Annotated in this window: 18 protein-coding genes; 5 read left to right on the forward strand and 13 right to left on the reverse strand. The window is 66.4% G+C overall.

The genetic code is table 11. The features are described from left to right. Positions 1-176 precede the first annotated feature (176 nt). Complete coding sequence (locus H5T73_03865) at positions 177-1130, forward strand: hypothetical protein (protein MBC7246902.1); 954 nt, start codon at positions 177-179, stop codon at positions 1128-1130. Between the two features lie 144 nt (positions 1131-1274). On the opposite strand, the gene H5T73_03870 is transcribed toward H5T73_03865, so the two are convergent. Together H5T73_03870 and H5T73_03875 are read right to left on the reverse strand one after the other, a co-directional pair. Beyond that, positions 1275-2486 (reverse strand): NAD(P)/FAD-dependent oxidoreductase, encoded by a 1212-nt coding sequence (locus H5T73_03870; GenBank protein MBC7246903.1) that lies wholly within the window; start codon positions 2484-2486, stop codon positions 1275-1277. A 239-nt stretch (positions 2487-2725) separates the two neighbouring features. Further along, positions 2726-3790, reverse strand: a complete 1065-nt coding sequence (locus H5T73_03875; GenBank protein MBC7246904.1) for a glycosyltransferase family 4 protein — start codon at positions 3788-3790, stop codon at positions 2726-2728. 362 nt (positions 3791-4152) lie between these two features. On the opposite strand from H5T73_03875, the gene H5T73_03880 reads away from it, so the two are divergent. Beyond that, positions 4153-6333, forward strand: coding sequence for an amylo-alpha-1,6-glucosidase (locus H5T73_03880; GenBank protein MBC7246905.1), 2181 nt, complete (start codon positions 4153-4155; stop codon positions 6331-6333). Positions 6334-6383: 50 nt separating this feature from the next. Here H5T73_03880 and H5T73_03885 read toward each other — a convergent pair whose 3' ends face one another. The 9 genes from H5T73_03885 to H5T73_03925 form a co-directional block, all read right to left on the reverse strand. Further along, positions 6384-6536 (reverse strand): hypothetical protein, encoded by a 153-nt coding sequence (locus H5T73_03885; protein ID MBC7246906.1) that lies wholly within the window; start codon positions 6534-6536, stop codon positions 6384-6386. A 134-nt stretch (positions 6537-6670) separates the two neighbouring features. Continuing rightward, positions 6671-7105, reverse strand: coding sequence for a tRNA (N6-threonylcarbamoyladenosine(37)-N6)-methyltransferase TrmO (gene tsaA, locus H5T73_03890; GenBank protein ID MBC7246907.1), 435 nt, complete (start codon positions 7103-7105; stop codon positions 6671-6673). A 25-nt stretch (positions 7106-7130) separates the two neighbouring features. After that, positions 7131-7946: an ABC transporter ATP-binding protein gene (locus tag H5T73_03895; protein ID MBC7246908.1), complete on the reverse strand. Its 816-nt coding sequence runs from the start codon at positions 7944-7946 to the stop codon at positions 7131-7133. Further along, positions 7943-8902: an iron ABC transporter permease gene (locus H5T73_03900; GenBank protein MBC7246909.1), complete on the reverse strand. Its 960-nt coding sequence runs from the start codon at positions 8900-8902 to the stop codon at positions 7943-7945. The genes H5T73_03895 and H5T73_03900 overlap by 4 nt, the downstream gene beginning before the upstream one ends. Before the next feature lie 178 nt (positions 8903-9080). Beyond that, a complete protein-coding gene (locus H5T73_03905; GenBank protein MBC7246910.1) occupies positions 9081-10217 on the reverse strand; it encodes an iron ABC transporter substrate-binding protein in 1137 nt (378 codons plus the stop codon). A gap of 177 nt (positions 10218-10394) precedes the next feature. Then, positions 10395-11180, reverse strand: coding sequence for a nitrogenase reductase (locus H5T73_03910; GenBank protein MBC7246911.1), 786 nt, complete (start codon positions 11178-11180; stop codon positions 10395-10397). 98 nt (positions 11181-11278) lie between these two features. Continuing rightward, positions 11279-11914 carry a methyltransferase domain-containing protein gene (locus tag H5T73_03915; protein MBC7246912.1) on the reverse strand — a complete coding sequence of 212 codons (636 nt, stop codon included), beginning with the start codon at positions 11912-11914 and terminating at the stop codon, positions 11279-11281. A gap of 582 nt (positions 11915-12496) precedes the next feature. Then, entirely contained in the window at positions 12497-13249 is a 753-nt protein-coding gene (locus tag H5T73_03920; protein ID MBC7246913.1) for a zinc ribbon domain-containing protein, read from the reverse strand. A 799-nt stretch (positions 13250-14048) separates the two neighbouring features. Next, positions 14049-14984 carry an MBL fold metallo-hydrolase gene (locus H5T73_03925; protein MBC7246914.1) on the reverse strand — a complete coding sequence of 312 codons (936 nt, stop codon included), beginning with the start codon at positions 14982-14984 and terminating at the stop codon, positions 14049-14051. Positions 14985-15291: 307 nt separating this feature from the next. Between H5T73_03925 and H5T73_03930 the strand changes: the two genes are divergently transcribed. Next, positions 15292-15924, forward strand: coding sequence for a hypothetical protein (locus tag H5T73_03930; protein MBC7246915.1), 633 nt, complete (start codon positions 15292-15294; stop codon positions 15922-15924). Positions 15925-16100: 176 nt separating this feature from the next. Here the strand turns inward: H5T73_03930 and H5T73_03935 are convergent, their stop codons facing one another. Both H5T73_03935 and H5T73_03940 read right to left on the reverse strand, forming a co-directional pair. Next, positions 16101-18143 (reverse strand): enoyl-CoA hydratase/isomerase family protein, encoded by a 2043-nt coding sequence (locus H5T73_03935; protein ID MBC7246916.1) that lies wholly within the window; start codon positions 18141-18143, stop codon positions 16101-16103. Between the two features lie 27 nt (positions 18144-18170). After that, positions 18171-19361: a thiolase family protein gene (locus tag H5T73_03940; GenBank protein ID MBC7246917.1), complete on the reverse strand. Its 1191-nt coding sequence runs from the start codon at positions 19359-19361 to the stop codon at positions 18171-18173. Between the two features lie 428 nt (positions 19362-19789). On the opposite strand from H5T73_03940, the gene H5T73_03945 reads away from it, so the two are divergent. After that, positions 19790-20926: a radical SAM protein gene (locus tag H5T73_03945; protein MBC7246918.1), complete on the forward strand. Its 1137-nt coding sequence runs from the start codon at positions 19790-19792 to the stop codon at positions 20924-20926. A gap of 215 nt (positions 20927-21141) precedes the next feature. Next, the gene (locus H5T73_03950; GenBank protein MBC7246919.1) at positions 21142-21951 is read left to right on the forward strand and encodes a hypothetical protein; all 810 of its coding nucleotides are present in this window, start codon (positions 21142-21144) and stop codon (positions 21949-21951) included. Positions 21952-22460 lie beyond the last annotated feature (509 nt).

Below are 22460 nucleotides of genomic sequence, written 5' to 3' on the forward strand. Positions count from 1 at the left end.
GGTCGGGGCTCTCGCGGCGCCGGTACAGGGGAGCGACGGGTGCAGGCTGCGGCCGCCGGGGCCTTCTCGCCGCCGCGGCCGCCCTCGCATTCCTCGTGGCCGTTTCGTGCGCCGCGTGCGGGGACGGCGCTCCCGGGCGCACATGGCAGAGCGACCCCATAGTCCCCGGCTATTCCATGGCGTACATCGACATAGGAGACCCCTTCTCGGCCGTGCAGGAGGTCCACGGCGACCCGGACGAGCACCGCAGGGACGGGGGCTACCTCTATGCATACTACGGACGCACGGGCGAGGAAGGGGGCATCGACGCCCCCGCCTCGTGGCTCCTCGTGGTGACCCTGTACGACCAGGGGAACGGGTACCTCGATCCCGAGGACGAGGTGGGCGCGGTGGAGGTATCCGGCCCCTACCGCGGGAGGACATCGGGCGGCGTCGGCATCGGCAGCACCGCGCAGGATATAGAAGGGGAATTCGGCGCGTGCCGGAGCATCTCCTCCTCGTCGGCGCCCGGCGGCGGGGAGCTCCTGCTCTACTCCTACGCGGAAAGGGGGGTGGAGTTCCTGGTCTCGCCCTCGGAAGGGGTGGTGACGGTGATGGTCACCGCCTACGGCGGCCTGCGGCCCGTGCGGGAGGGGGAGGGGGAAGACGAGGGGCAGGGAGGGCTTTTCGGCGCGCACCAGGGAGACCCCATCGTTCCGGGAAGGTCGGCGGCCGGCATCGACATAGGGGACGACTTCCACGTCGCCAGGAGGATATACGGTCCCCCCGACGCCTCGGGATCGACCACGGAGGGCCTGGTCTATGCCGCCTACACCGGCGGTTACGGGCCCTGGAAGCTCACCCTCTACCTGGAGGATACGGACGGCGACGACGGGCTGGGCGATTTCGACGTCGTGGTATCCATATGCCTGCGCCATCCCTACGCCGGGAAGACGCCCAAGGGAGCGAGGATCGGGGCTCTCCAGGCCGACGTCCTCAAGGAGTTCGGAACTCCCCAGAGGCAGAGCACCGCCATGCACCAGGGCGAGCAGACCACCATCATGGAATATAATTCCACGGGCATCGTCTTCGCCGTGAAGACGACGACCGGCGAGGTGATCGAGATCGACGTCAACCGGCCCCTCCTCTGAACGACGGTTCCCCGCGCAGGCGCACGGCGGCCGCCGGCGGCCCCGCACCCTTGCGTCCCGCCCGCACCCGTGCACGCGACGACCGGGGCACGCGACGGTGATGTGCGCGAGGTCATACCGGGAGGTCCGCGCGGGGTGCCCCCTTCACGCCAGGCGGCGGCGCAGGGCGCGACGGTCTCTCCTTTCGCGGCGGCCGCGCGGCGAGGCCAGCGCGGAGACGTCGAGCTCCCCCACCTTCCCCGCGAAGCGGCGGCGCTGCGCGATCTCCCTTTCCAGGAGCGGCTGCATGAGGTACCGGTACCTGAGGTGGGGGGTGATGTTCTCGCCCGCGCTGTCGGCGATGGCCGCCGCCGCCGTGCGGCCGCTTTCCAGGGCCAGGCGGATGCCGAAGCCCCAGGGGTCGACGAGGCCAGCCGCCTCCCCGACCAGCAGGGCGCATCCGGCACCCAGGCTGTAGTGGCCCGCCGCGGCCATGCGGTTGCGCAGGGCGGCGGAGCGCACGACACCGCCGCGCAGGACGAGTCCGACCCTGCGGGAGAGGAAAGCCTGCAGGTCCTCGAGCTCCTCCCGCCAACCCCGTCCGCCGCGGAGATGCACCGCCATCCCTACGCGCCCGCCGCGGACGAAAAAGGAGGCCGGCGCGGAGCCCTCCCTGGTCAGCGCCAGGCCCATCCAGCCCTCGTCCCAGTCCGCCTCGCCCTCGCCCGTCACCAGCATCCCTCTCTCCAGGTGCGGCGCCGCGTAGAGGCGGTGGAACTCCGGCCTCAGCAGGCGCAGTGAGAGGCTGTCCGCGCCGTCCGCCCCCACAAGGTAGGTGGCTTCCAACCTCTCCTCCGACCCTCCCCTGCGGAGGAGCATCTCCACGCGGAAGCGCCCCAGGTCGAAGTCGACCACCTCGCAACCGTCGGCGACGTCGGCCCCGCATTTCCCGGCGAGGAAAGCATCCAGGATAGAGCGCTTCACAGCGAGCCCCTCGCCGGGGAAACGACCCTTGCCCGGGGAGGCGTTCCCACCGCTGGTGGCGTTCTCGCCCGGGGAAGGACCTTCGCCCGGGAAAGGACCCCCACCCGGAGGAGGAGCTTCGCCGGAAAAGGGAAGGTCGTAAGTGCCGCCGCCCTCGCAGAGAAGGCGCACGCCCCGCACCTGCGCGGGACCCTCCAGGCAGTCACGGGGAAGGGGCCCGAAGGAATCCTCGATGAGGCGCGCGGCCTCCGCGGAGAGGAAACCACCGCAGGCCTTGTCGCGGGGCAGGGCCTCCCTTTCCACCAGGAGGACCTTGAAGCCGCGCTCCGAGAGCTCCCGCGCTGCCATGCATCCCCCGGGGCCTGCCCCGATGACAATGACGTCGTAATGCATGCCGCCCGCCTTTCCCGGTGTCCCGTCCTTCCGTCAATGTACAGGTGTCGGCGCCCGCGAGGCAATGACGGTGCGCGCCGCGCCGCACGTTCTTTCCACCGGGGGTGGGAACGCAAGTCCGTTTGAGGGCGGGGAAGAGAACGGCAGCGCCGCCGTGCCTCCCGAGGCGGCTCGACGACCGCCGCCGCGGGCTCGGGGATTTCCCGGCCCCGGCGGTTCCCACGCGTCGTGGTCGCCGCTCAGGCGGGGCGCACGTGGGTGGGCCGCAGGCGCGAGCGGTGCGCCTCGAGCGCCCTGGTATAGATTTCCAGATAACTCTCGGCCATCGCCCGCGGGCTGAAGCGCTCCTCCGCCGCGCGGCGGCAGGCGCGGGGGTCTATCTCGTCGATGCGTTCCAGGTACTCCTGCAGTCCCTCGGGGGTGTCCGCCAGGAAGCCGGTCACGCCGTGCTCCACCACCTCCGGCGCCGCCCCCCAGCGCGTGGCGAGCACCGGGGTCCCGCAGGCCAGGGCCTCCGCCATCACCAGCCCGAAGGGCTCCTCCCACTGGATGGGGAAGAGGAAGGCGCGGGCGCGGGCGATCAGGCGCACTTTCTCCTCCTGGGACACCTCTCCCAGGTAGATCGCCCTCTCCCCGTCGAGGTGGGGGCGTACCCGCTGCTCGAAGTAGGCGCGATCCGTTCCCGGATCGATCTTGCCCGCGAGCACTATGCGGCAACCCGCGCGCCTGGCCAGGAGTACCGCGTTCTCCGTCCCCTTCGCCTCGCAGATGCGGCTCACGCAGACCAGGTAGTCCTCCTTTTCCGGCGAGGGACGGTGCTCCTCCACGTCCACGGCGTTGGGCACCACGCCCAGGTAGTTGAGGTCGGGGCACCCCTCCCGCTGCCGCCTGCTTATGGCCACGTAGTAGCAGTCGTTGCGGAAGGCGGTATAGAACATGCGGACGTCCCGCGTAAAGGGGCCGTGCAGGGTGTGCACCACCGGCTGGGGTATGAGTCCCGCGAAGGCCGGGCCGAGGAAGCCGGAATGGTCGTGCACCAGGTCGTAGGGGCCCTTGGCGACGGAGCGGTAGGCCTGTCCCACGTGGTAGGCGTCGAAAAGGGTCTCGCCCATGTGCTCCGTGGGCGCCGGGTCCAGGTAGATGACCTGCCTGGCGCGGGTCTTGGAAGGGCCGGCGGCGAAGAGGGTCACCTCCTCGCCCCTTTCCGCCAGTTCGTCCACCAGGAGCTTGAGCACCCTTTCTATCCCCCCGTATCCCTCGGGCGGGACCGGGATCCACACCGGCGCGATCATGGCTATGCGCATGTAACAAGACCTCCTCTGAACGTATTCGTTAACCCCCAAGGGGGTTGTTCGTCCTCTGACGGGAAAATCAAGTGCCGCGGGACAAGCGGCTTTTCCCCGCCGCGGCTGCCGCAAGAGCGCGGCTCCCACCCGTGGCGCTGCGGCGGCGTCGATTTCGCGGTTATTAAGCGACCGTCCTATCCTTTAATGTTTTCCCTTTTCGAGCTCGTATAAACCATGACGCTGCAGGTGCCTCGCCGGTTCCCGGAAAAGGGGTCTTGCGGCGGAAAAGGTGCAATCGAGACCGTATTATGGGTATAAACAAGTAAAACGGCATCGACCGTGGTGCGGCATCGGTTCCGAGGGACGAGGTCGGGTGCGATATGGCGAAAGGAACGGAGGCGCTCTGCCTGGAGGGCGGCGGGGGTCTCCCCTTCATCGTGAGCGAGGTCCCCCGCCAGTCGCTGATCATCAAGGAGGGGGAGTACTTCCTCTTCACCTACGAGAACGGGGACATGGCCCACGGCAACCGCGCCGGGCTCGGCCTCTATTACCGCGATACCCGCTTCCTCTCCACCCTGGAGACGCGCATCGAGGGCATGCAGCCGCTCTTCCTCTCCTCCTCCGTGGAACGGGGATACATGGCCAACATCCACCTCTCCAACCCGGACATCGTGACGGGCGAGGAACTCTCCATCCCCCAGGACGCCATCAGCATACGGCGCAGCCGCCTCATCCAGGACGGCCTCGTGGAGAGGATATACGTGCGCAACTACCACACCGCGCCGGTGCACGTGCACCTGGGCCTCAGCCTGGCCAACGACTTCGCGGACATCTTCGAGGTGCGCGGCATGCGCCGCCCGCGGCGGGGGAGGGTGCACCGCCCCCGCGTGCAGGAGAAGGAGGTGCTCCTCTCCTACACGGGGACCGACCGCCTGCGCCGCCTCACGCGCATCCTCTTCTCCCGCGAGCCCGCGGAGGTGCGCGGGGGCAGGGCCGGGGTGGAGGTGGTCTTCGCCTTCCTCCTAGCCGCGGGCGAGGTGGATTTCATAGATATGCACGTCATCCCCCTGGAGGAGGGGGAAGAAAAGGCGCCCGCCAAGTTCCTCGCGGCGAGGATGGCCCTGCGCCGCTCCTACGAGGAATGGGTGGAGGGCACCGCCCGCATCGAGACGGACAACAACGTCTTCAACCTCATCGTGCAGCGCAGCATGCGCGACCTGCGCGCATTGCATACCCGCACGCGCTACGGGGACATCGTGGTGGGGGGCGTGCCCTGGTATTCCGCTCCCTTCGGGAGGGATGCCCTCATCGCCTGCTACCAGACCCTCATGCTCAAGCCGGAGCTGGCGCGGGACAGCCTCTTCTTCCTGGCCGCCTTCCAGGGAAGGGAAGTCAACGACTGGCGGGACGAGGAGCCGGGGAAGATCATCCACGAGATACGCCAGGGGGAGATGGCCCGCATGAACGAGATACCCCACACCCCCTACTACGGGTCGGTGGATTCCACCCCGCTCTTCCTCATCCTGGTGAGCGAGTACCTGAAGTGGACCGGCGACCTGGAGACCTTCCGCCGCCTGGAGGAGAACGTGGAACTCGCCCTGCGCTGGATCGACGAGTACGGCGACCAGGACGGCGACGGGCTGGTGGAGTACAGCAGCCGCAGCTCCATGGGGCTTTCCAACCAGTACTGGAAGGACTCGGGGGATTCCATACTCCTCCCGGGAGGGCGCCTGCCCTGCATGCCCGTGGCCACCGTGGAGACGCAGGGGTACGTTTACTACGCCAAGCGGCGCATGGGGGAGCTCTACCTCGACCTCGGCGAGGAGGAAAAGGGGAAGCGCCTCCAGGCGGAGGCCGAGGAGGTGAGGCGCAAGGTGGAGGAGCTCTTCTGGGATGAGGAGCTCGGCATCTACGTCCTCGCCCTGGACGGCGAGAAGCAGCCGGTGCGCGTGGTGTCCTCCAACGCCGGCCAGCTCCTCTTCACCGGTCTGCCCTCCCTGGAGAGGGCGCGCAGGGTGATACGGCGGCTGATGGAGAGCGACATGTTCTCGGGATGGGGCATACGCACCCTGAGCGAGAAGGAGCATTACTACAACCCCATGAGCTACCACAACGGCAGCATCTGGCCCCACGACAACGCCATCATCCTGCGGGGGATGAAGCGCTACGGCGGGGAGGAGGCCTGCATGAAGCTGGTGGAAGGGCTTTCCAGGGCCTGCATGCGCATGGAGAACCTCCGCCTCCCGGAGCTCTTCTGCGGCTTCCGGCGCACCCTCTTCGACGAGCCGGTGCCCTACCCGGTGGCCTGCAGCCCGCAGGCCTGGGCGTCCGGGAGCGTCTTCCTCATCCTCCAGTCCATGCTGGGCATCTCCCCCGACGCGCGCCGCGGGGCGGTATACGTCAACAAGCCATGCCTGCCGGGCTGGCTGGAGAGGGTGCACCTGCGGAACCTGCGGGTGGGGGACGCGCGCCTGGGCCTGCTCTTCCGCTACGAGGCCGGCCTCACCGTCTTCAGCGTCACCGAGAAGGAGGGCGACATCCGCGTGGTCATCGAGGAATGAAGAGCGCGCGCATATAAGACCATTGCATAAAACCGCCCGTTAGAGCCACTCTAAGAGTGCACAGCCACCAGGTCCAGGAGCCTCGGGATGGGCATGACGCACCTGTAGAGCTCGGCGTTCGCCACTCCCCGCCCGTCCACGGTGGTGATCACCGTCCCCGGCAAGGGGAGCATGAGCTTGAATTGATCGGGCTGCAATTCCATTTCCTTCCACCTCTGTATCACGCTCCGTGCACGCGACCCGCGCGCACCGGCCGCAAAGGCGGCGAGCCCGCGCCCATTCCCCGGGACGCTCTCGCCCCGGCATCGGGAGCTCTATCCTCGCACCGCGGGGACTGCTACCCCCGCCCTTCCTCGAACCAGCCGATGGTTGCGTCGGGGATGGAGTCTATCTTCGCGCTGTAGGGCTTGATGTCGACGATGGCGCTCCCGTCCACGGCGTCCAGCCCCCGCACCACCAGGCGGTTCCCCTCGCGCCGCAGCAGCTCCACCACGCAGAACTCCACCGGGTTGGGACGCGAGGGGGAACGGCAGGCGAACACCCCGCGCACCTCGGGCCCCCAGGGCGTGACCGTCTGCAGAACGCCGCGGTCAGCGAGGTGGCCCCAGTAGAGCAGGATGAGGTAACGCGAAGCCTCCACGTCCTTGAGGCCGTCCGCGTAGTCCTCGTATATCTCCAGCTCCGCCTCCTCGCGGGAGAAGCGTCCCTGGAAGGGCGCCTCGTCCATGGTGCGGTAGGGCGACCTTATCACCCCTATGGCCACGAGCTCCATCCCGCCGCGCTCACCGGGACCGTTATCACCTTTTTCCATCGCCTGCACCTCTCCCTCCGACGTCTCCCCCGGCATGGCGGCACGCGCTCACCGGTACCACCATCCTCGTGTCTCCCCGTGTCTCCACCTCCACCTTCACGCCGTAGACCTTCTCCATGCTCTCCTCGTCGATGATCTCCGGGCCACCGCAGGCGAAGACGGAACCCCCTCTCAAAAGGATGAACTTGTGCGAGAAACGCAGGGCGAGGTTGACGTCGTGGATGGCCATGAGGGCCGCGATGCCCCTCTCCGCCACCACCCTCCCCAGCGTCTCCATCACCTCGAACTGGTTCCTGAGGTCCAGGTTGCTCGTGGGCTCGTCCAGCAGCAGGATCCCGGGCTCCTGTGCCAGGGCCCTGGCGAGCATCACCTTCTGTTGCTCCCCCCCGCTCAGCTCGTCCAGGTAGCGGAGGGCCAGGTCCTCGAGGTTGAGGGCGCCCAGCACCTCCTCCACCACCTTCAGGTCCCCGGCGCCCGTGCCCCAGCCGATGTGCGGCCTGCGGCCCATGAGCACGGCGTCGAAGACGGTGAGCCGGCGGCCGCCGCCGTCCCTCTGGGCCACGTAGCCCATGCGTCGCGCCACCTCCATGCGTGCCAGGCGGGAGGTATCCTCCCCCGCCAGGAGCACCACGCCCGAGCGCGGCCGCAGGATGCCCAGGATGCACTTGAGCAGGGTGGTTTTCCCTGCCCCGTTGTTCCCCAGGATGGAGCAGATCTCCCCCCTCTTGACATCGATGGAGACCGACTCCAGCACCGGCCTGGTGCCGTAACTGAAAGCGATGCCGTCGACCGTCAGCATCACGCCCTCCTGTATCCCTTGGCCAGCAGGTAGAGGAAGAGGGGAGCGCCCATGAAGGAGGTTATCGCTCCCACCGGGAGCACCACCGGGGCGATGATGGTCCTGCTCAGGGTATCCGAGGCGAGAAGGAGGAAGGCCCCCATGGCGCACGCGCCGGGGATCAGGTAACGGTAATCGCCCCCGATCACGCGCCGGACGAGGTGGGGGCTCACCAGCCCCACGAAGGCGATGATGCCCAGGAAGGAGACCGCCACCGCGGTCACCAGGGAGGCCAGGAACATTCCCACCATGCGCGTGCGCCCCACGTTCACCCCCAGGCTCCTGGCGGTGTCGTCGCCGCTCTCGAGCGTATTGTAATTCCAGCGGTTGAGGATGAAAAAGGCGGCGACGGGAAGGGTGACCGCGGTCATGATCGCCAGTTCCTGCCAGGAGGCCCTTCCCACGTCGCCGAAGGTCCAGAAGACGATGGACGCCACCTGCACGTCGTTGGCGAAGTACTGCGTGATGACCGTCCCCGCGGAGAAGAGCGAGCCGAAGGCTATGCCCGCCAGGATCATGGCCTCGGGCGAGATCCCCTTGTACCTGGCCAGGAAGAGGACGGCCAGGGTGGCGGAGATGGCGCCGGCAAAGGCGGCCACGGTGACCAGGTAAGGGTTCTTGATGAGAACCGCGTCGGCGCCCGTGCTCTGCACGCTTCCCGCCCCCATGGCCACGATGGCCAGGGCGGCGCCGAAGGCCGCCCCCTGCGAGACCCCCAGGGTGTAGTCGGAGGCGAGGGGGTTGAGGAGCACCCCCTGCATGACGCATCCCGCCACCGCCAGACCGATCCCGGCCACCACGGCCGCAAGGACGCGCACCAGCCTGATGTGGATGACGATCTGCGTGGTGCGCTGGTCCGCCTGCCCGAAAAGCGCCTTCAGCACCTCGAGGGGAGTGACGCCCGCGGAACCGATGGTCATGGAAATTATTCCCAGTATAAGGGTGGCGCATGCGACGCCGGCGATGAAGAGCGCCCTGCGCCGCGTGTAGGCGCGGTACGCGCTCCCCGCGGAACCCGTGGCCGCCGTGTCCACCTGTCCTCACCTTACCCGTGCATGCCCTATGCCTGCCGGGCGAGCTTCGCCCGCGACCCCGTGCCTACAGCGAACCCAGGTCGATCTTCTTGAAGCCTCCGAAGTCGGCCGCCATGCGCCGGTACAGGGCCTCGCCCAGCAGGAACCCGTAGATCTCGTCGGCCTTCGCCTCCGGGTCGACATCCTCGAAGGCCTCCGGGAACACGGCCTTGCCCATGAAATAGGCGTCGGCGATGGCGGTGTCGATGTTGGTGGTGTAGTAGTTATAGGGCAGGTAACCATAGACCTTCCCTTCCTTCACCGCCTTTAGGGAGTTGTAGAATCCCGGGTTGCCCGCGTAGTCGTCCCTCACCATCTGCAGCCCCGACTCGTCTATGAAGATGATGTCGGGGTTCCAGGCTATGAGCTTTTCCTTGTCGATCATCACGCTTCCCTTGCTGCCCGTCTCGTCCACCACGTTGACGGCTCCGATGGAGGCCAGGGGCGGGAAGTTGCCCTGGGTGCTCTCGATGCCGTGGGTGCCCTTCATGCCTATGGCCCCCACGTAGACCCTCGGCTTCTCGCCAGCCGGGATATCCGCGGTGCGCCCTGCGAGGTCGTCCCGGCATCCCTTGATGTAGGCGATGACCTCCTCCGCCCTCTCTTCTTCGCCGATGATCTCCCCGATGAGGGAGATGGAATCGTATATCTCCCGGTCGAAGGTGCCGAGCTGGCCGTAGCTCAGCACCACCACGGGGATGCCCGTCTTCGACTGCAGCTCGTCGGCCTTGGCCGCATCCACCAGGTAGGCCACGAAGATCACGTCCGGGTCCACGCTGAGCAGCATCTCCGGATCGGGGGTGGAGTCGGGGCCTCCCTGCCCGATCACCGGCAGGTTGAGCAGCTCGGGGTGGGCCATGATGTACGGCCTCCCCGTGGACCACTGTTTCTCCACGTTCTCGATCCCCACCACCTTGTCCGCGCCACCCGCGTAGCAGACCAGCCGCAGAGCGCCGGGCCCGATGGCCGTGACCCTCTCCGCGGGCACGGTGACCTCCACCTCGCGCCCCGCGAGGTCGGTGATGATCCTGCTCCCCGGCCCGGAGGCCTCGCCCCCGCCCTTGCCGCCGCAGCCGGCGAGCGACAGCGCCGCCAGAAGGACCGCCGAAAGCAGGATCAGGGTGATGGTGCCTCTCAGCAACTTCCTTGCCTCTCCCTTCATGCCGCCCTCTCCTTTCGCGTCATCTTCCATTGCCTTGCTTGCGTTTTTCCGCCACGGGCGCCGCGTTTACCTGCCCACACGGGGGTTTTGCGCGGCATGCCCTCGCGGGCCGGCAAGCGTGGGCCACGCCTCGGGCGCCGTTTCCATCCCCCGCACGCGCGCCGCTCCCCCCGGCGTTCAGGGCCTGAGGCCGGCTTCCACCGCCGCCAGGACGCCGCGCACGGCTTCGCCCAGCCTTTCATCCGCCACGGGTCCGCCCTCGAGGTTCGCCCGCGCCACTGTCTCCGAATAGGGGACCTCGGCGATGGCGGCCAGCCCCGCCTGGGCCAGCTTATCCACCAGAACCTGCCTTACCCTTTCATCCACCTTGCTGAGTACCACCCCGCACGGTTTCCCTGCCTCCTCCGCGAGGCGGCATGCCTTCTCCGCGAGGGAAACCGCCTCCCGCGAGGGATCGACCACCGCCAGGACGTAATCCGCTCCCTCCAGGACGCCGCGTCCGAAGTGCTCGATGCCCGCCTCGGTGTCCACCAGCACCCATTCCCCGTCCCCGGCGGCTATGCTCTTCAGGAACGAGCGCGCCACAACGCCCATGGGACAGGCGCAGCCCTCCATGCTGTGCTCGATCTTACCGATCCTCACCATGGACAGAACGCCGTTACCGCCGGCGACGTCCGCGGGCAGGCCCGCCGGGTCCAGGCTCTCCTCGAAGAGCCGCAGTTCCTCGTCACCCTCCCCCCTCAGGCGGGCCATGAGCTTCTCGCCCACCGCCCGCTTGCCGCCCAGGTAGCCCATGACGGTGTTCGCCGGCGGCTCCACCCCCAGCATCCCGGCCAGGCCGAGGTTGGACTCGTCCGCGTCCACCACCAGCACCTTCCCCCGTTCGCCCAGCTCCCTCGCGAGGAGGGCCACCAGGGTGCTCTTACCGCTTCCACCGCGGCCACAAACCAAGACCTTAGGCATTCGTTTCACCTCCGTTACCGGTACGCTTTCCTTTCCTCCCGTTCGGGGTCCGACCGCGGACCTCCGCGCAACGGCTTCCCTGAGGCGCGGTAAAGGCCTCAAGCCTTATCCCCGGCCCCGTCAAGCCCTTTCGGTCCGGGTTTGCGCGCCACCAGAACGAACATGTCCTCGCCGTCGTGCACGCGGACCTCCACGAACCCGGCGCAAGAGAACATCTCCTCCATCTCGTCCATGCCGGGAAGCATGTCCAGGCCCACCTCGCCCCCGATGAAGCGGTGCAGGGCATTGACCTCCTCCCGGCTCTCGTTGTGGCATACCGTCGCCCTTCCCCCCGGCCTGAGGATGCGGAACATCTCCTGGGCGGCACCCCGCTTGTCGGCCACGTGCGGAAAACAGTTGTGGCACACCACCTCGTCGAAGGAACAGTCGAGGAACGGGGTGTCCGCGAGGTCGGCGTGTATGAACTCCAGGTTGGGGCCCGCGTGTTTCTCGCGCGCCAGGGCCAACATGCGCTCCGCGATGTCCAGGGCGGTGACGTGCCCGGCCTCCCCAACCGCCTCCAGCAACCAGGGTATGATGAGGCCGGTGCCGCATCCCGCGTCCAGCACCCTGCTTCCCGGCCTGATCCCGAGGCCGCGGATGATGCGTTCGCTCACCGCCTTCCTCTCCACGGCGTTCTCGTCGTCCCAGGTATCCGCCCTCTGGTTGAAGAAGTCGCTTACCGCCGTCATCATGGTCCGCGCTCCCTCGTCTCCTCCACCCAAGGCCGCCCCCTTCGGGCGGCTGTGACCCGGTAAAAACAAGGCCACGAAGGCCGTAGCCTTCGTGGCCACAATCTATGCTACGTCGAAACCGCTCTTCACGCGGCGGCTTCTCGCCGCCCATGCTTCTTTCCCAAGCGGTAAATATTTTAGGACGGTTCCCTTTACATTACAATAGGAAGATGATGAGGGGCAGGTAGATCCCGGCAAGGAGGCACGTGCTCACGCGACGTGCCGCCATCACAGACGCCCATCATCGCCGCGCCGTCACCCTACGTTGCCGTTCCCCCTCTGTGCCTCGCGCCGCATGTCCTTGAAGTGAGCCGGAGCGATATGGCGAGCTGCCTGGAAGGTGCCGCCATGAATAGCGGTAACCCACTGCCCGGGCGAAGCGAGAAAGCATGGCCCGCGTTCCCGGACCGACAGAAGCTGCGGCACGGGTCGCTGCGTGCATCCTGAATCTGTCGACGCGTGAACGGCCATCGCGATGCAGGGACGCTCTTCCCGCCGTCCCTTCCGCCTCTTACGTCCCGGTGTGGGCCGGTTGACGGGAGGTCAGCCGGAGAGCGACATCCCTCCCCCCACCAGGCCCATGAAAGAGAAGACCAGGAAGAGGTACATGCCGACTCCCAGGGTGATGCCCTCGGTGCGCAGGATGGTGGTGAGGTTGGTGACCGCCATGCCCAGGGCGAAGATGGCGAAGAGCAGGGCGACGCCCCCCAGCGCCTTGCTCCTGGCCAGTAGCGTGAGCAGCCCGAGAAAGGCCAGCAACCCCCCAGCGATGAGGGAACAGAGGCCGGTGAAGACGGGATAACCCTCGGAGTAGACGAAGAAGGGGTTGACGATATCCCCCGATGTCCCCCCACCGGACCTTCCGATGTCGAACCAGTCCCACCCGGAGAGGGAAAGATAGCCGCGCGGACCGGTGCCCCAGCTCATAAAGGTGCTTATCAGGATGAGGACGCCGGCGACCAGGATGATCACGGCCCCGATCCAGAAGGCCGCACCCCTGGTCTTCCCTGCCGCTCTCGCCATCGGCGGGGCCACGGGAGGCCTCGCCGCCGCGGCCGGAGCGGCCACGGCCTGTGAATAGGGAGGCGTTGCGGGAGGAGTGGCCGTGGCCTGCGGATAGGGCGCTGCCGCTGGGAGTGGTTGCGCCGGGGGCGGCGCCGTGGGCGGCGCAGCGGCGGGAGCCGTCGGTTGCGGCGGCGGCGCCTGCGCCTCCAGGACGGCGCCGCATCTCGCGCAGAAGCGCGACTCCGGGCGGTTTTCGTTCCCGCACTGTGGACAGGTCTTCATCTCCATCAACCCCTTGACGTCCTTTCTTGTCCGGCTCCCGCAAGGCCTTCCGGGACAAGACGCATGAAACCCTCTACGTTCGGCGACGTGAAAAGCAGGAACGAAAAGTGCAAGAATTGCTCTCCCATATTATACTCCTTGCTTCGCGGAACATCCTTTCCATCGCGACAACTCGGACGTGGAAGGGTTCGAGCCTCGTTCATGGCCGTCCTTCTTGCGGCGGCCGGGCCGCCGGGTAACGGTCTCGCTCGCAGGCTCGCTGCGACCGACCCGGTCGTTCCCGGCCTCGGTCGGGTTGTTATAGTTCCTTCTTCCGGCCCGGGGCCTCAGGGTAACGGTCTCGCTCGGCGCCGCGTACCTTTCTCATAAATCCGAAACCCTGGGTAAGGCGACCTCGCTGCGACCGACCCTGTAGTTCCCCGGGCTGGTTGGGTGGGAATACGTCCTTCTTGCGGCGGCCGGGCCGCCGGGTAACGGTCTCGCTCGCAGGCTCGCTGCGACCGACCCGGTCGTTCCCGGCCTCGGTCGGGTTGTTATAGTTCCTTCTTCCGGCCCGGGGCCTCAGGGTAACGGTCTCGCTCGGCGCCGCGTACCTTTCTCATAAATCCGAAACCCTGGGTAAGGCGACCTCGCTGCGACCGACCCTGTAGTTCCCCGGGCTGGTTGGGTGGGAATACGTCCTTCTTGCGGCGGCCGGGCCGCCGGGTAACGGTCTCGCTCGCAGGCTCGCTGCGACCGACCCGGTCGTTCCCAGCCTCGGTCGGGTTGTTATAGTTCCTTCTTCCGGCCCGGGGAGTGGCTCTCACGCTCAAGGAACGAGCTCCACCAGGAAATCCTTCTCCCGGCCGTGCAGGCGCACGCGGCCCTCCGCCTGCAGCTTGTCCAGGTGGCACTGGAGTATCTGGGGTCCGGGGAAGAGGTGGATCAGGGGATTCTTAAAGGCGCGCCGCACGAGCTCCGGGAAGGTGAGCGGACCCGTCGCGAGCTCCCGCAGCACCCTTTCCTCGCGGCGCAGAAGGTAGGCCCTGGTCCTGGCGATCTCCTCGCCGGGTCGCTCGCTTATTCTTCCGTGGGAGGGCACGAGGAGGGTGGCCGGCAATCTGGAAAGTCTATCCAGCCCATCCAGGAATCCCGTGAGGCCCCCCGAGGACGGGGAGTACCATGCCGTCACATCCCCCACGGCATCGGCGGTGAAGAGCATGCCGCTCCCCGGCTCGAAGAGGGAGACGAGGCCGTTGGCATGCCCCGGGGTGTTGATCACTAGAAAGGTAAATTTACCCAGCTCTATTTCTTCCCCGGGCAAAAGCACGTCGGTGGCCTCGGCGCTGGCCATGGGGCAGAGGTGGCGGAAGTACTCGATGATGTCCGCCCGCTCCCGGGGGATGTCCGCCATGCCGTAGCGGAAGGGCAGGTCCATGTCGAAGGTGTGGTTGAGCCGCGAGGGATCGGCGGCCAGCGGAACCTCCACGGGATGCAGGAACACACGCGGCGATATCTCCTCCAGGAGAAAGCGCATGGCGCCCATGTGGTCCGGGTGGGCGTGGGTGAGCACCACGGTGTGCACGTCGCCGATCCCCAGGCCGTGGGAGGCGAGGAAATCCTTGAGGCCGAGGTAGACCTCCTCGCGCCCGCAGCCCACGTCCACCAGGACCGCGCCGTCTTGGTCCCGGATCATGAGCACGTTGGCCGAGGCCGGCCAGACCGTCTCCTCGTCCCTGTGCAGAAAGATTCCGTCGGGAAGCAAACCTGGTCCTTTCCTGGATCCCACCGGAGATATTCTACCGCACGTTCGCCGTGCGTGAACCGTGCGCGCTGCCGGAGAAGCGCATCGTGCCGACACCGCATGCCGCCGCGCTCGGGTTCGCACCGCCTCTCGAACATCCTTTCCCGCAGCGCTAAAGGAAGTGCCGCAGGTACTCGATGAAAGCATTGAATTGAAAAATCCCGAAACGGCCAAAGTTTCGGGGATATGCCGCGCACTTATTGGAGGAGGTGTTTATGGCTGCGATAACAAGGCGGCGATGGAACATCGAGACATGGGGGTGGTAACCGTGGGTATGACAGGCAAGAGATGGCTCGTCCCAGTGCTCCTGGGGGCACTCGCCCTGTCCTCGGTCGCGGCCACGCTGGGATTGCAGGGATGCGGCAAGGACCAGGCGAAACAAGATTTCGTGGACGGTGTGATCGCCATCATCGAGGAGAACCAGTCGCAGCCGGAGATCGCCGCACAGGGGCAGGCGGCGTTGACGGCCTACTACGAATCCGGCTTCACCGACCTGGCGAGCGCGGCCGCCGCGGCGCAATCCTTCATCGCGAGCAACGAGAAGGACACTCGGTCGCTTGATGATCTACGGGTACTGCAAAAACCCGACGGCGAGGCCGGGGAGATAGCGGATACCCTCCGCTCGGGAATAGAGATCATGGACGAGGGCAACTCCGTCTTCGCGTCGGAGCTGGAAAAAGCCCCCAGACAGAGCGTGGAGGAGCGGTCGGAGTTGTTAGGGTCCACGATGGAAGCCATGAACCTCTATCTCGAAGGCATAAGCGCCATCATCTCCTCGTGCGAGATGCTCCGGGACTACGCGAAAAAGTATGGTCTCGACGGCCATGAGGATATCCAGACCTGGATCGACAAGTTTACCGGGGAGAAGGAATCGATCGAAAAGGCCATCCAGTATATGTGATGGCGGTTATGCCCTGTTCCAGGCACGGGGCTCGGACCTGAGCCTAAAACAACCGCCCTTCTCGTAAAAGACCCCCTGGACAAGGCCGGGAAGGGCGCCCTGCCGAAAGCGCGAAAAGGCGGCTCCCGCGGGGGAGCCGCCTTTTCCGTGGTCTTGCCTGAACACCTGGGCGTCGACTAGGCGTCGGGGTGGAATTTCTTCCCCCGCACTTTCTCGGAGTATCCCGCGTAGTCCAGGTAACGGGTGAGGCCGCCCATGTAGAAGGGATAGCCGGCGCCGAAGATCATGCAGATGTCGATCTCCTGCGGGGCGCCCACCACGCCGTCCTCGAGCATGCGCCAGCACTCGTCGGCCAGCGCCTCGCTCACGCGGTCGCGCATCTCCTGGGGGCTGATCTTCTTGGGCGGGTCGGCCTGCTTCCAGAACTCGCGCACCTCGGGGTCCACCTCGCCGTCCAACCCGTAGATGCCGGGCTTCTTACGCGCCACCAGCTCCTTGAAGTTCTCGCTGACGGCGTAGCGGTCCGGGAAGGCGGCGGCCAGGGTCTCGTTGGTGTGCAGGGCGATGGCCGGCCCGACCAGGGCCAGGAGGGTGAAGGGGGACATGGGGGTGCCCAGCTCCCACAGCGCCTGGTCCACTTCCTTGAAGTCGTTGCCCTCGTCCACCAGCTTCAGCGTCTCCACCATGGAGCGGAGGAGCAGGCGGTTGACGATGAAGGCGGGGGCGTCGTTGCAGAGCACGCAGCGCTTGCCCAGCTTTCTCCCCGTGTCCACCGCGGTGATGAGGGTGGGGTCGTTGGTCTTCTCGGCCTTTATGATCTCCAAAAGGGGCATGGCGGCCACCGGGTTGAAGAAGTGGAAGCCCACCACGCGCTCGGGATGCTTGAGATCGGAGGCCATCTCCGTCACCGAGAGGGAGGAGGTGTTGGTGGCCAGGATGGCCGTCTCCGCGACGTGCTCCTCGATCTCCCCGAAGACCTGCTTCTTGATGGGCATCTCCTCCAGCACGGCCTCGATGATGAAATCGCAGTCGGCCATGTCCTTGTAGTCCAGGGTGGGCTCCACCAGGCTGAGCAGCCAGGCCACCCGGTCCTTGTCGATGCGCCCTTTCTCCGCCTGGCGGTTTATCTCCTGCTGGATGTAGTTCATCCCCTTGTCCACGAACTCCTGCTTGATGTCCTTGATGACCACCGGCACCTGCATGCGGCGCAGGAAGAGCACCGCCAGCTGGCTGCCCATGAGCCCTGCGCCCAGGATGCCCACCTTGCGCACCGGCAGCGGCTGGCCCTCGGGCACCCCCACCGGCTTCTTGGCCCGGCGCTGCGTGAGGTCGAAGGCGTAGGCGCCCGCCTGCATCTGCGGGGAGGGGATGAGCTCCGCCAGGGCCTCGTCCTCAAGGGCGAAGCCCTCCTCCACCGTGTTGTCCCTGGCGGCGCGGATGTTCTCGATGGCCATGTAGGGCGCCCGGGAGTTGCCGTGCACCTTGGAATCGGCGAAGGCCTTGGCCTGCTCGCAGAGGGCGTCCAGGTTGGACCAGTCGGGCTCGGGCCGCTCCACCTTCTCCGTGCCCTGCAGCAGGCCCACCGTGAAGGCGATGCTCTTGTCCAGGAAATCCACGGGCTCGAAGAGGCGGTCGGCGATGCCCAGCTCAAAGGCTTTCTTGCCGTCGATCATGCGGTTGTTGTTGAGGGCGTTGTGGATGATGATCTGGAGCGCCTTCTCGGGACCGATGAGCTTGGGCAGCAGGGTGGTCCCTCCCCATCCCGGGATGAGCCCCAGGAAGCACTCCGGGAATCCGATGGCCGCGGCCCCGGTAGAGACGGTGCGGTAATCACACGCCAGGGCGATCTCGAGCCCCCCTCCCAGGGCGACGCCGTTGATGGCGGCGACCGTGGGGAAGGGCAGGTCCATGATGCGCTTGAAGGCGGCGTGGCCCGCCTGGGCTATCTCCCTCGCCTGTTCCCTGGTCTTGATGAGGGGCACCTGGGTGAGATCGGCTCCCGCGCCGAAGATGAAGGGCTTGCCCGTGAGGACCATGGCTTTGACGTCGGGCTCCGCCGCGACGCGGTCCAGGCACTCGTTGAGGCTGGCCAGGCCGCCCAAGCCGAAGCTGTTGGGCTTGCGGTAGTCCTCGCCGTTGTCCATGGTGACGATGGCTATCTTGCCGGCCGGCGAGTCGTAGTACGTATCCTTAAACTGGGTTACCAGTTCCTCGGGCATGACAACCTCCTTTCCTTCCTCCGCCTGTCAGCCCTGCACGTTTTCCCAGATCACGGCGCCGCCCTGTCCCAGCCCCACGCAGAGGGCGGTGAGGCCGTACCTGGCCTTGGGGTTCTCCTCGAACTCGTAGGCCAGGTGAGCCATGAGCCGGCATCCGGAGGAGGCCAGGGGATGCCCGAAGGCGATGGCCCCTCCCCAGGGATTGAGGCGCGGATCGTCCAGCAGCTTCATGCCGAACTCCTTCATGAAGGCCACGCACTGCACGGCGAAGGCCTCGTTGAGCTCGATGATGTCCAGGTCGTCGAAGTCCATGCCCGCCCTCTCCAGGACTTTTTTGGTGGCCGGTATGGGGCCCAGCCCCATGATCTCCGGCTTCACCGCGGCGAAGGCGTACTGCACCAGGCGCATCCTGGGCTTGAGCCCGTACTCCTTCACCGCCTTCTCCGAGGCCAGCAGGACGCCGGCGGCCCCGTCGTTGAGGCCGGAGGCGTTGCCCGGGGTCACCCTTCCCTTCACCCGGAAGGGGGTGCGCAGATCCCTCATGCCCTCCATGGTGGCCTCGGGGCGGGGCTGCTCGTCCCTGTCCGCCACCCTCCAGCCGTTGCCCGACCAGACGGTCATGGGCACGATGGTCCTGCCGAGTTTCCCCTCGTCCAGGGCCTTCTTGGCCTTCTGCTGGCAGAGCAGGGAGTACTCGTCGCACATCTCCTTGGTGATGTCCGGGTACATGTCGTGCAGGTTCTCGGCAGTCATGCCCATGTTCAGCGCGCTCTGGTCCACGATCTTCTCCGCCAGGAAACGCGGGTTGGGGTCCGCACCCTCTCCCATGGGATGGCGGAACATGTGCTCGACGCCTCCCGCGATCACCAGGTCGGCGGCTCCCACCTGGATCTCCGATGCCCCGAAGCAGGCTGCGGTGAGGCCGCCGGCGCACATGCGATCTACGGCGCAACCCGGTGTGGTCACCGGCAGCCCTGCCAGGATGGCCGTGGTCCTCCCGATGGTCAACCCCTGGTCTCCCCACTGCGTGGTGGCCGCCCAAACGTTGTCGTCGATCCTGTCCCTGGGTACCTCGGGGTTCCTCTCCAGGAGGGAGCGGATGACCTTGACCACCATGTCGTCGGCCCGCGTGTTGGCGAAGATGCCGTCCGGGCGCGACTTGCCGAAGACGGTGCGGCAGGCGTCTATGAGGTAGACTTCCTTCAACTCCCTGGCCATAACGTAACCTCCTTCACAGAAATTGCCGCTCTATCTCCTCGTGCCGTTCTTCCATGCGGTTTCTCCGGAATTCCGGGATGTATGTAAAGGGGACCGAAACCCCGTCTGTCCCGGCGGGTGACTGGCGAGGGGCGGGAAAGCGCTCTGCTTCGTCCATGGCTGCGACCCTGCTTTACTTCCGCGGTTGCGTGACATTTCCGCGAACATTATAGTTTTCCGCCCGTCCTAAAAGCAACCGCCGCCGGGTGTAGCCTCGAGGTAAACCTCCAGGTAAACAAAGGGATATTCTACACGACCGCGATTACGACCGCGACGCGTAGCGTGCCTTGACCGGCAGCCCGGCCCAGCCTTTGCGCGACGAGGATTCCGCCCGGCGCACTATATACCTATCATCGAGTTATGAAGGCGAGGTTGATAGAGAGGTGGGCATGAAGGCGAGGGTGATAGAGAGGCGCACGCCGACGCTGCACGATTTCCCCTACCGCGGGGATGGGCGCAAGTGCTACCACAAGTGGATCGTGAACGTCACCCCTCCGGGTGGGCCGCACTGCACGCACGCGTGCGCATACTGCTATGCGCGCGACGCCGTCTATTCCCGTGCGCGCGGCGACGGCCCCGCCGTCTACGGTAACCTGGCGGTACTGGTGGACGGCGAACTCGAGAGGCTCGAGCTCTGCCCCCCGATTTCCATATCCAACGTCACCGACCCCTGCCAGGCCCTGCCGGAGCTGCGCCGTGTCGTCAGGGAGCTGGTGGAGGTGCTGGTGAGCTGGGGGGTGAGCTTCCACGTCATCACCAAGGGCGACCCTTCCTTCCTCGAGGAGGTCGCCTCCTTCCCCGGCCCGGGCCGCTTTTTCCTCGCTGTGACCGTCGAGGGCCCCCCGGAGGTGCTGTCCGTCCTCTCCCCGCGCGCCCCCTCCTACGAGCGCAGGCTCGACGCTCTGCGCTGGGCGTCGTCGCTGGGGCTACCCGCCATGGTGCGGCTGGACCCGGTCATCCCTCCCCTCTGGCAGGCTCTCTATGGAGAGGAATGGAGGCTGAAGGCGGTGGAGGTGCTGTCGGATTGCGCCGCTGCGGGGGCGAGGCACGCGGTCAGCTCGACCGGCCGCTTCACCGCCTCCACCCGGAAATCCCTGGCGGATACGCTCAGGGGGATGAGGCTCGGGAGCACGGGGAGAGGGACGGCCGCATACGGCGATATGCTGCTGGCGTCGTACGCCTACGACCGCTCCTATACCTCCGCGGGTTACATGTTGCGCCACGACCTGCGCCTGGGGTTCCACCGCGCCATGCGCGACGCCGCGCGGCGCCTGGGCATGACCTATGCCGTCTGCCAGGAGCTGGCCTCCCACGAGGCGGACACGCCCGGTCTCCCCCACTGCGAGGCTTTCTCCATGCCCTTCTCACGCCGCACCGGGCGGCGCGAGTTCTTGCCCGTCCCGGGCTGCACCGCCAACTGCCACGCCACCTGCCCCGAGCCCGCCTCGCCTCCCTGCGGCAGGCCGGGACTCGCCTTCCCCCGTCCCTTTGCCCCGGCGCTCCTGAAAAAGGGGAGGGGCGGATGATCCCGCATCCCGTGCCACGTGATGGTGGTGCGAGCTGGCGCCGGCATCGACCGGCCGCCGGGCGGCGTGGGGATGATGCGGCCCGTTGGGTTTTTCCTCCGCGGATGGTAGATTGGATGTGGAGAACACGGCGTTGCCCGCCGGCGTCCGACGGCATGTAGGTAACCAAAATATGGAAGAAACGCGGGATCGAGAACCTGGCCCCAAGAGGAGATATGGATGCTCTGATCGACGAGAGGATGGTCGAGACCATAAGGGAAACGGGCAATGCCACGCCTGGAATGCCGCCCCGCGGCGAAGTGCTGGAAAAGCACGGGCTCGCCTATGACCGCGAGGCGGAGAACGTCATCATCACCGGGTGCCAGATCATCCACCTGCTCCCCGGCGTGCTCTCTTCGCTGGCGCGCGTGCTCGAGCGCGGCGGCATCTCCTACACCTTCCTGTCGCGCGAGTACTGCTGCGGGAACTACCTATACCGCCCCGCCATCAGGGCAAGGGACGATGAGGCGCTGGCGAGATGCCGCGAACTCTCACGGGAGTTCGTGGCCCTCAACGTGGAAAGGGCCCGGGAGCTGGGGGCGAAGCGGCTGGTCGTTTTCTGCTCCCCCTGCTACCCCATCTACCGGCATGCCTTTCCCGGCGAGGATATCGTCTTCTATCCGCGCGCCCTGGCCGAGTCCCTGGAGGGGATGCACTTCGACGGGGAAACGGACTGGGAGATCGACTATTACGCCGGCTGTTACCGGCTGCACCGCAGGTTCTCGCCGGTTCCCATGGACCTCGCCTCCACGGACGAGGTCTTCTCGCGCCTGAGGGGCCTGAAGGTAAACCGCATAGATGCGCCGCAGTGCTGTTATACACCGCAGGGGTCGGCGCACATCGCCGCAAACGCGAGAACGGGCACCCTGGTCACCATCTGCACCGGCTGCTACGGCCAGGCGCTGACGGTGCTGCCTCCCGGAGGGGAAAGCGAGGTCCTCATGCTCCCCGAGCTCGTGGAGAGGGCACTGGGACAAAAGGGGTAAGAGCGCGGCCACAGCGGCGGGCTTCAGCCGGGAACGGAAGCCGGCGGGCGATCTCCCCGCCGTTTCGTCCTCGCCCTTCGCTCCATCCTCGCCACGTGACCGAGATGAAAACGAGGAAAAAATAAGGAGGCGCCGCAGCGCCTCCAAAAGGAGCTATTAGCCACCGGCGGATAGGGCTATTCAGGGGGTGGAATGTGCTGATTTCATCTCATGCTATAGGGCATATGGGGTTGGCCGGCAGCTAATAGCGTAGGGCCTATGTCAATGTTCAAAAATAATCAGCCCCGGATGGGGCTTTGCTTGTTACACATCGTCCGATCCCCACCCATCGACTTGAAAGTATCAGAGATGTTTTCGACTGTCAAGATAATCGGGGTTAACATGTATGCTTTCATATTGATAAATATCATGGAACCCTTGTTCCCCGGCCGGGGTTGCGGCGTTTACTTCGTGTCCCGTCGCAGGCACCGCTTACGCGCCGTCGCCCGCGCCGCATCTCCCCCCGTAAG

It is taken from the genome of Actinomycetota bacterium, assembly GCA_014360655.1.
Taxonomy (GTDB): Bacteria; Actinomycetota; Geothermincolia; order Geothermincolales; family RBG-13-55-18; genus JACIXC01.

Excerpts from the sequence above, each read along its gene's own strand:
- H5T73_03865 (MBC7246902.1), top strand. The coding sequence starts at position 177 with ATGGCGTACATCGACATAGGAGACCCCTTCTCGGCCGTGCAGGAGGTC.
- H5T73_03940 (MBC7246917.1), bottom strand. The coding sequence starts at position 19,361 with ATGGCCAGGGAGTTGAAGGAAGTCTACCTCATAGACGCCTGCCGCACC.
- H5T73_03950 (MBC7246919.1), top strand. The coding sequence starts at position 21,142 with ATGGATGCTCTGATCGACGAGAGGATGGTCGAGACCATAAGGGAAACG.
- H5T73_03870 (MBC7246903.1), bottom strand. The coding sequence starts at position 2,486 with ATGCATTACGACGTCATTGTCATCGGGGCAGGCCCCGGGGGATGCATG.
- H5T73_03885 (MBC7246906.1), bottom strand. The coding sequence starts at position 6,536 with ATGGAATTGCAGCCCGATCAATTCAAGCTCATGCTCCCCTTGCCGGGG.
- H5T73_03900 (MBC7246909.1), bottom strand. The coding sequence starts at position 8,902 with ATGACCATCGGTTCCGCGGGCGTCACTCCCCTCGAGGTGCTGAAGGCG.
- H5T73_03905 (MBC7246910.1), bottom strand. The coding sequence starts at position 10,217 with ATGAAGGGAGAGGCAAGGAAGTTGCTGAGAGGCACCATCACCCTGATC.
- H5T73_03915 (MBC7246912.1), bottom strand. The coding sequence starts at position 11,914 with ATGATGACGGCGGTAAGCGACTTCTTCAACCAGAGGGCGGATACCTGG.
- tsaA (MBC7246907.1), bottom strand. The coding sequence starts at position 7,105 with ATGGAGCTCGTGGCCATAGGGGTGATAAGGTCGCCCTACCGCACCATG.
- H5T73_03875 (MBC7246904.1), bottom strand. The coding sequence starts at position 3,790 with ATGCGCATAGCCATGATCGCGCCGGTGTGGATCCCGGTCCCGCCCGAG.
- H5T73_03910 (MBC7246911.1), bottom strand. The coding sequence starts at position 11,180 with ATGCCTAAGGTCTTGGTTTGTGGCCGCGGTGGAAGCGGTAAGAGCACC.
- H5T73_03945 (MBC7246918.1), top strand. The coding sequence starts at position 19,790 with ATGAAGGCGAGGGTGATAGAGAGGCGCACGCCGACGCTGCACGATTTC.
- H5T73_03935 (MBC7246916.1), bottom strand. The coding sequence starts at position 18,143 with ATGCCCGAGGAACTGGTAACCCAGTTTAAGGATACGTACTACGACTCG.
- H5T73_03880 (MBC7246905.1), top strand. The coding sequence starts at position 4,153 with ATGGCGAAAGGAACGGAGGCGCTCTGCCTGGAGGGCGGCGGGGGTCTC.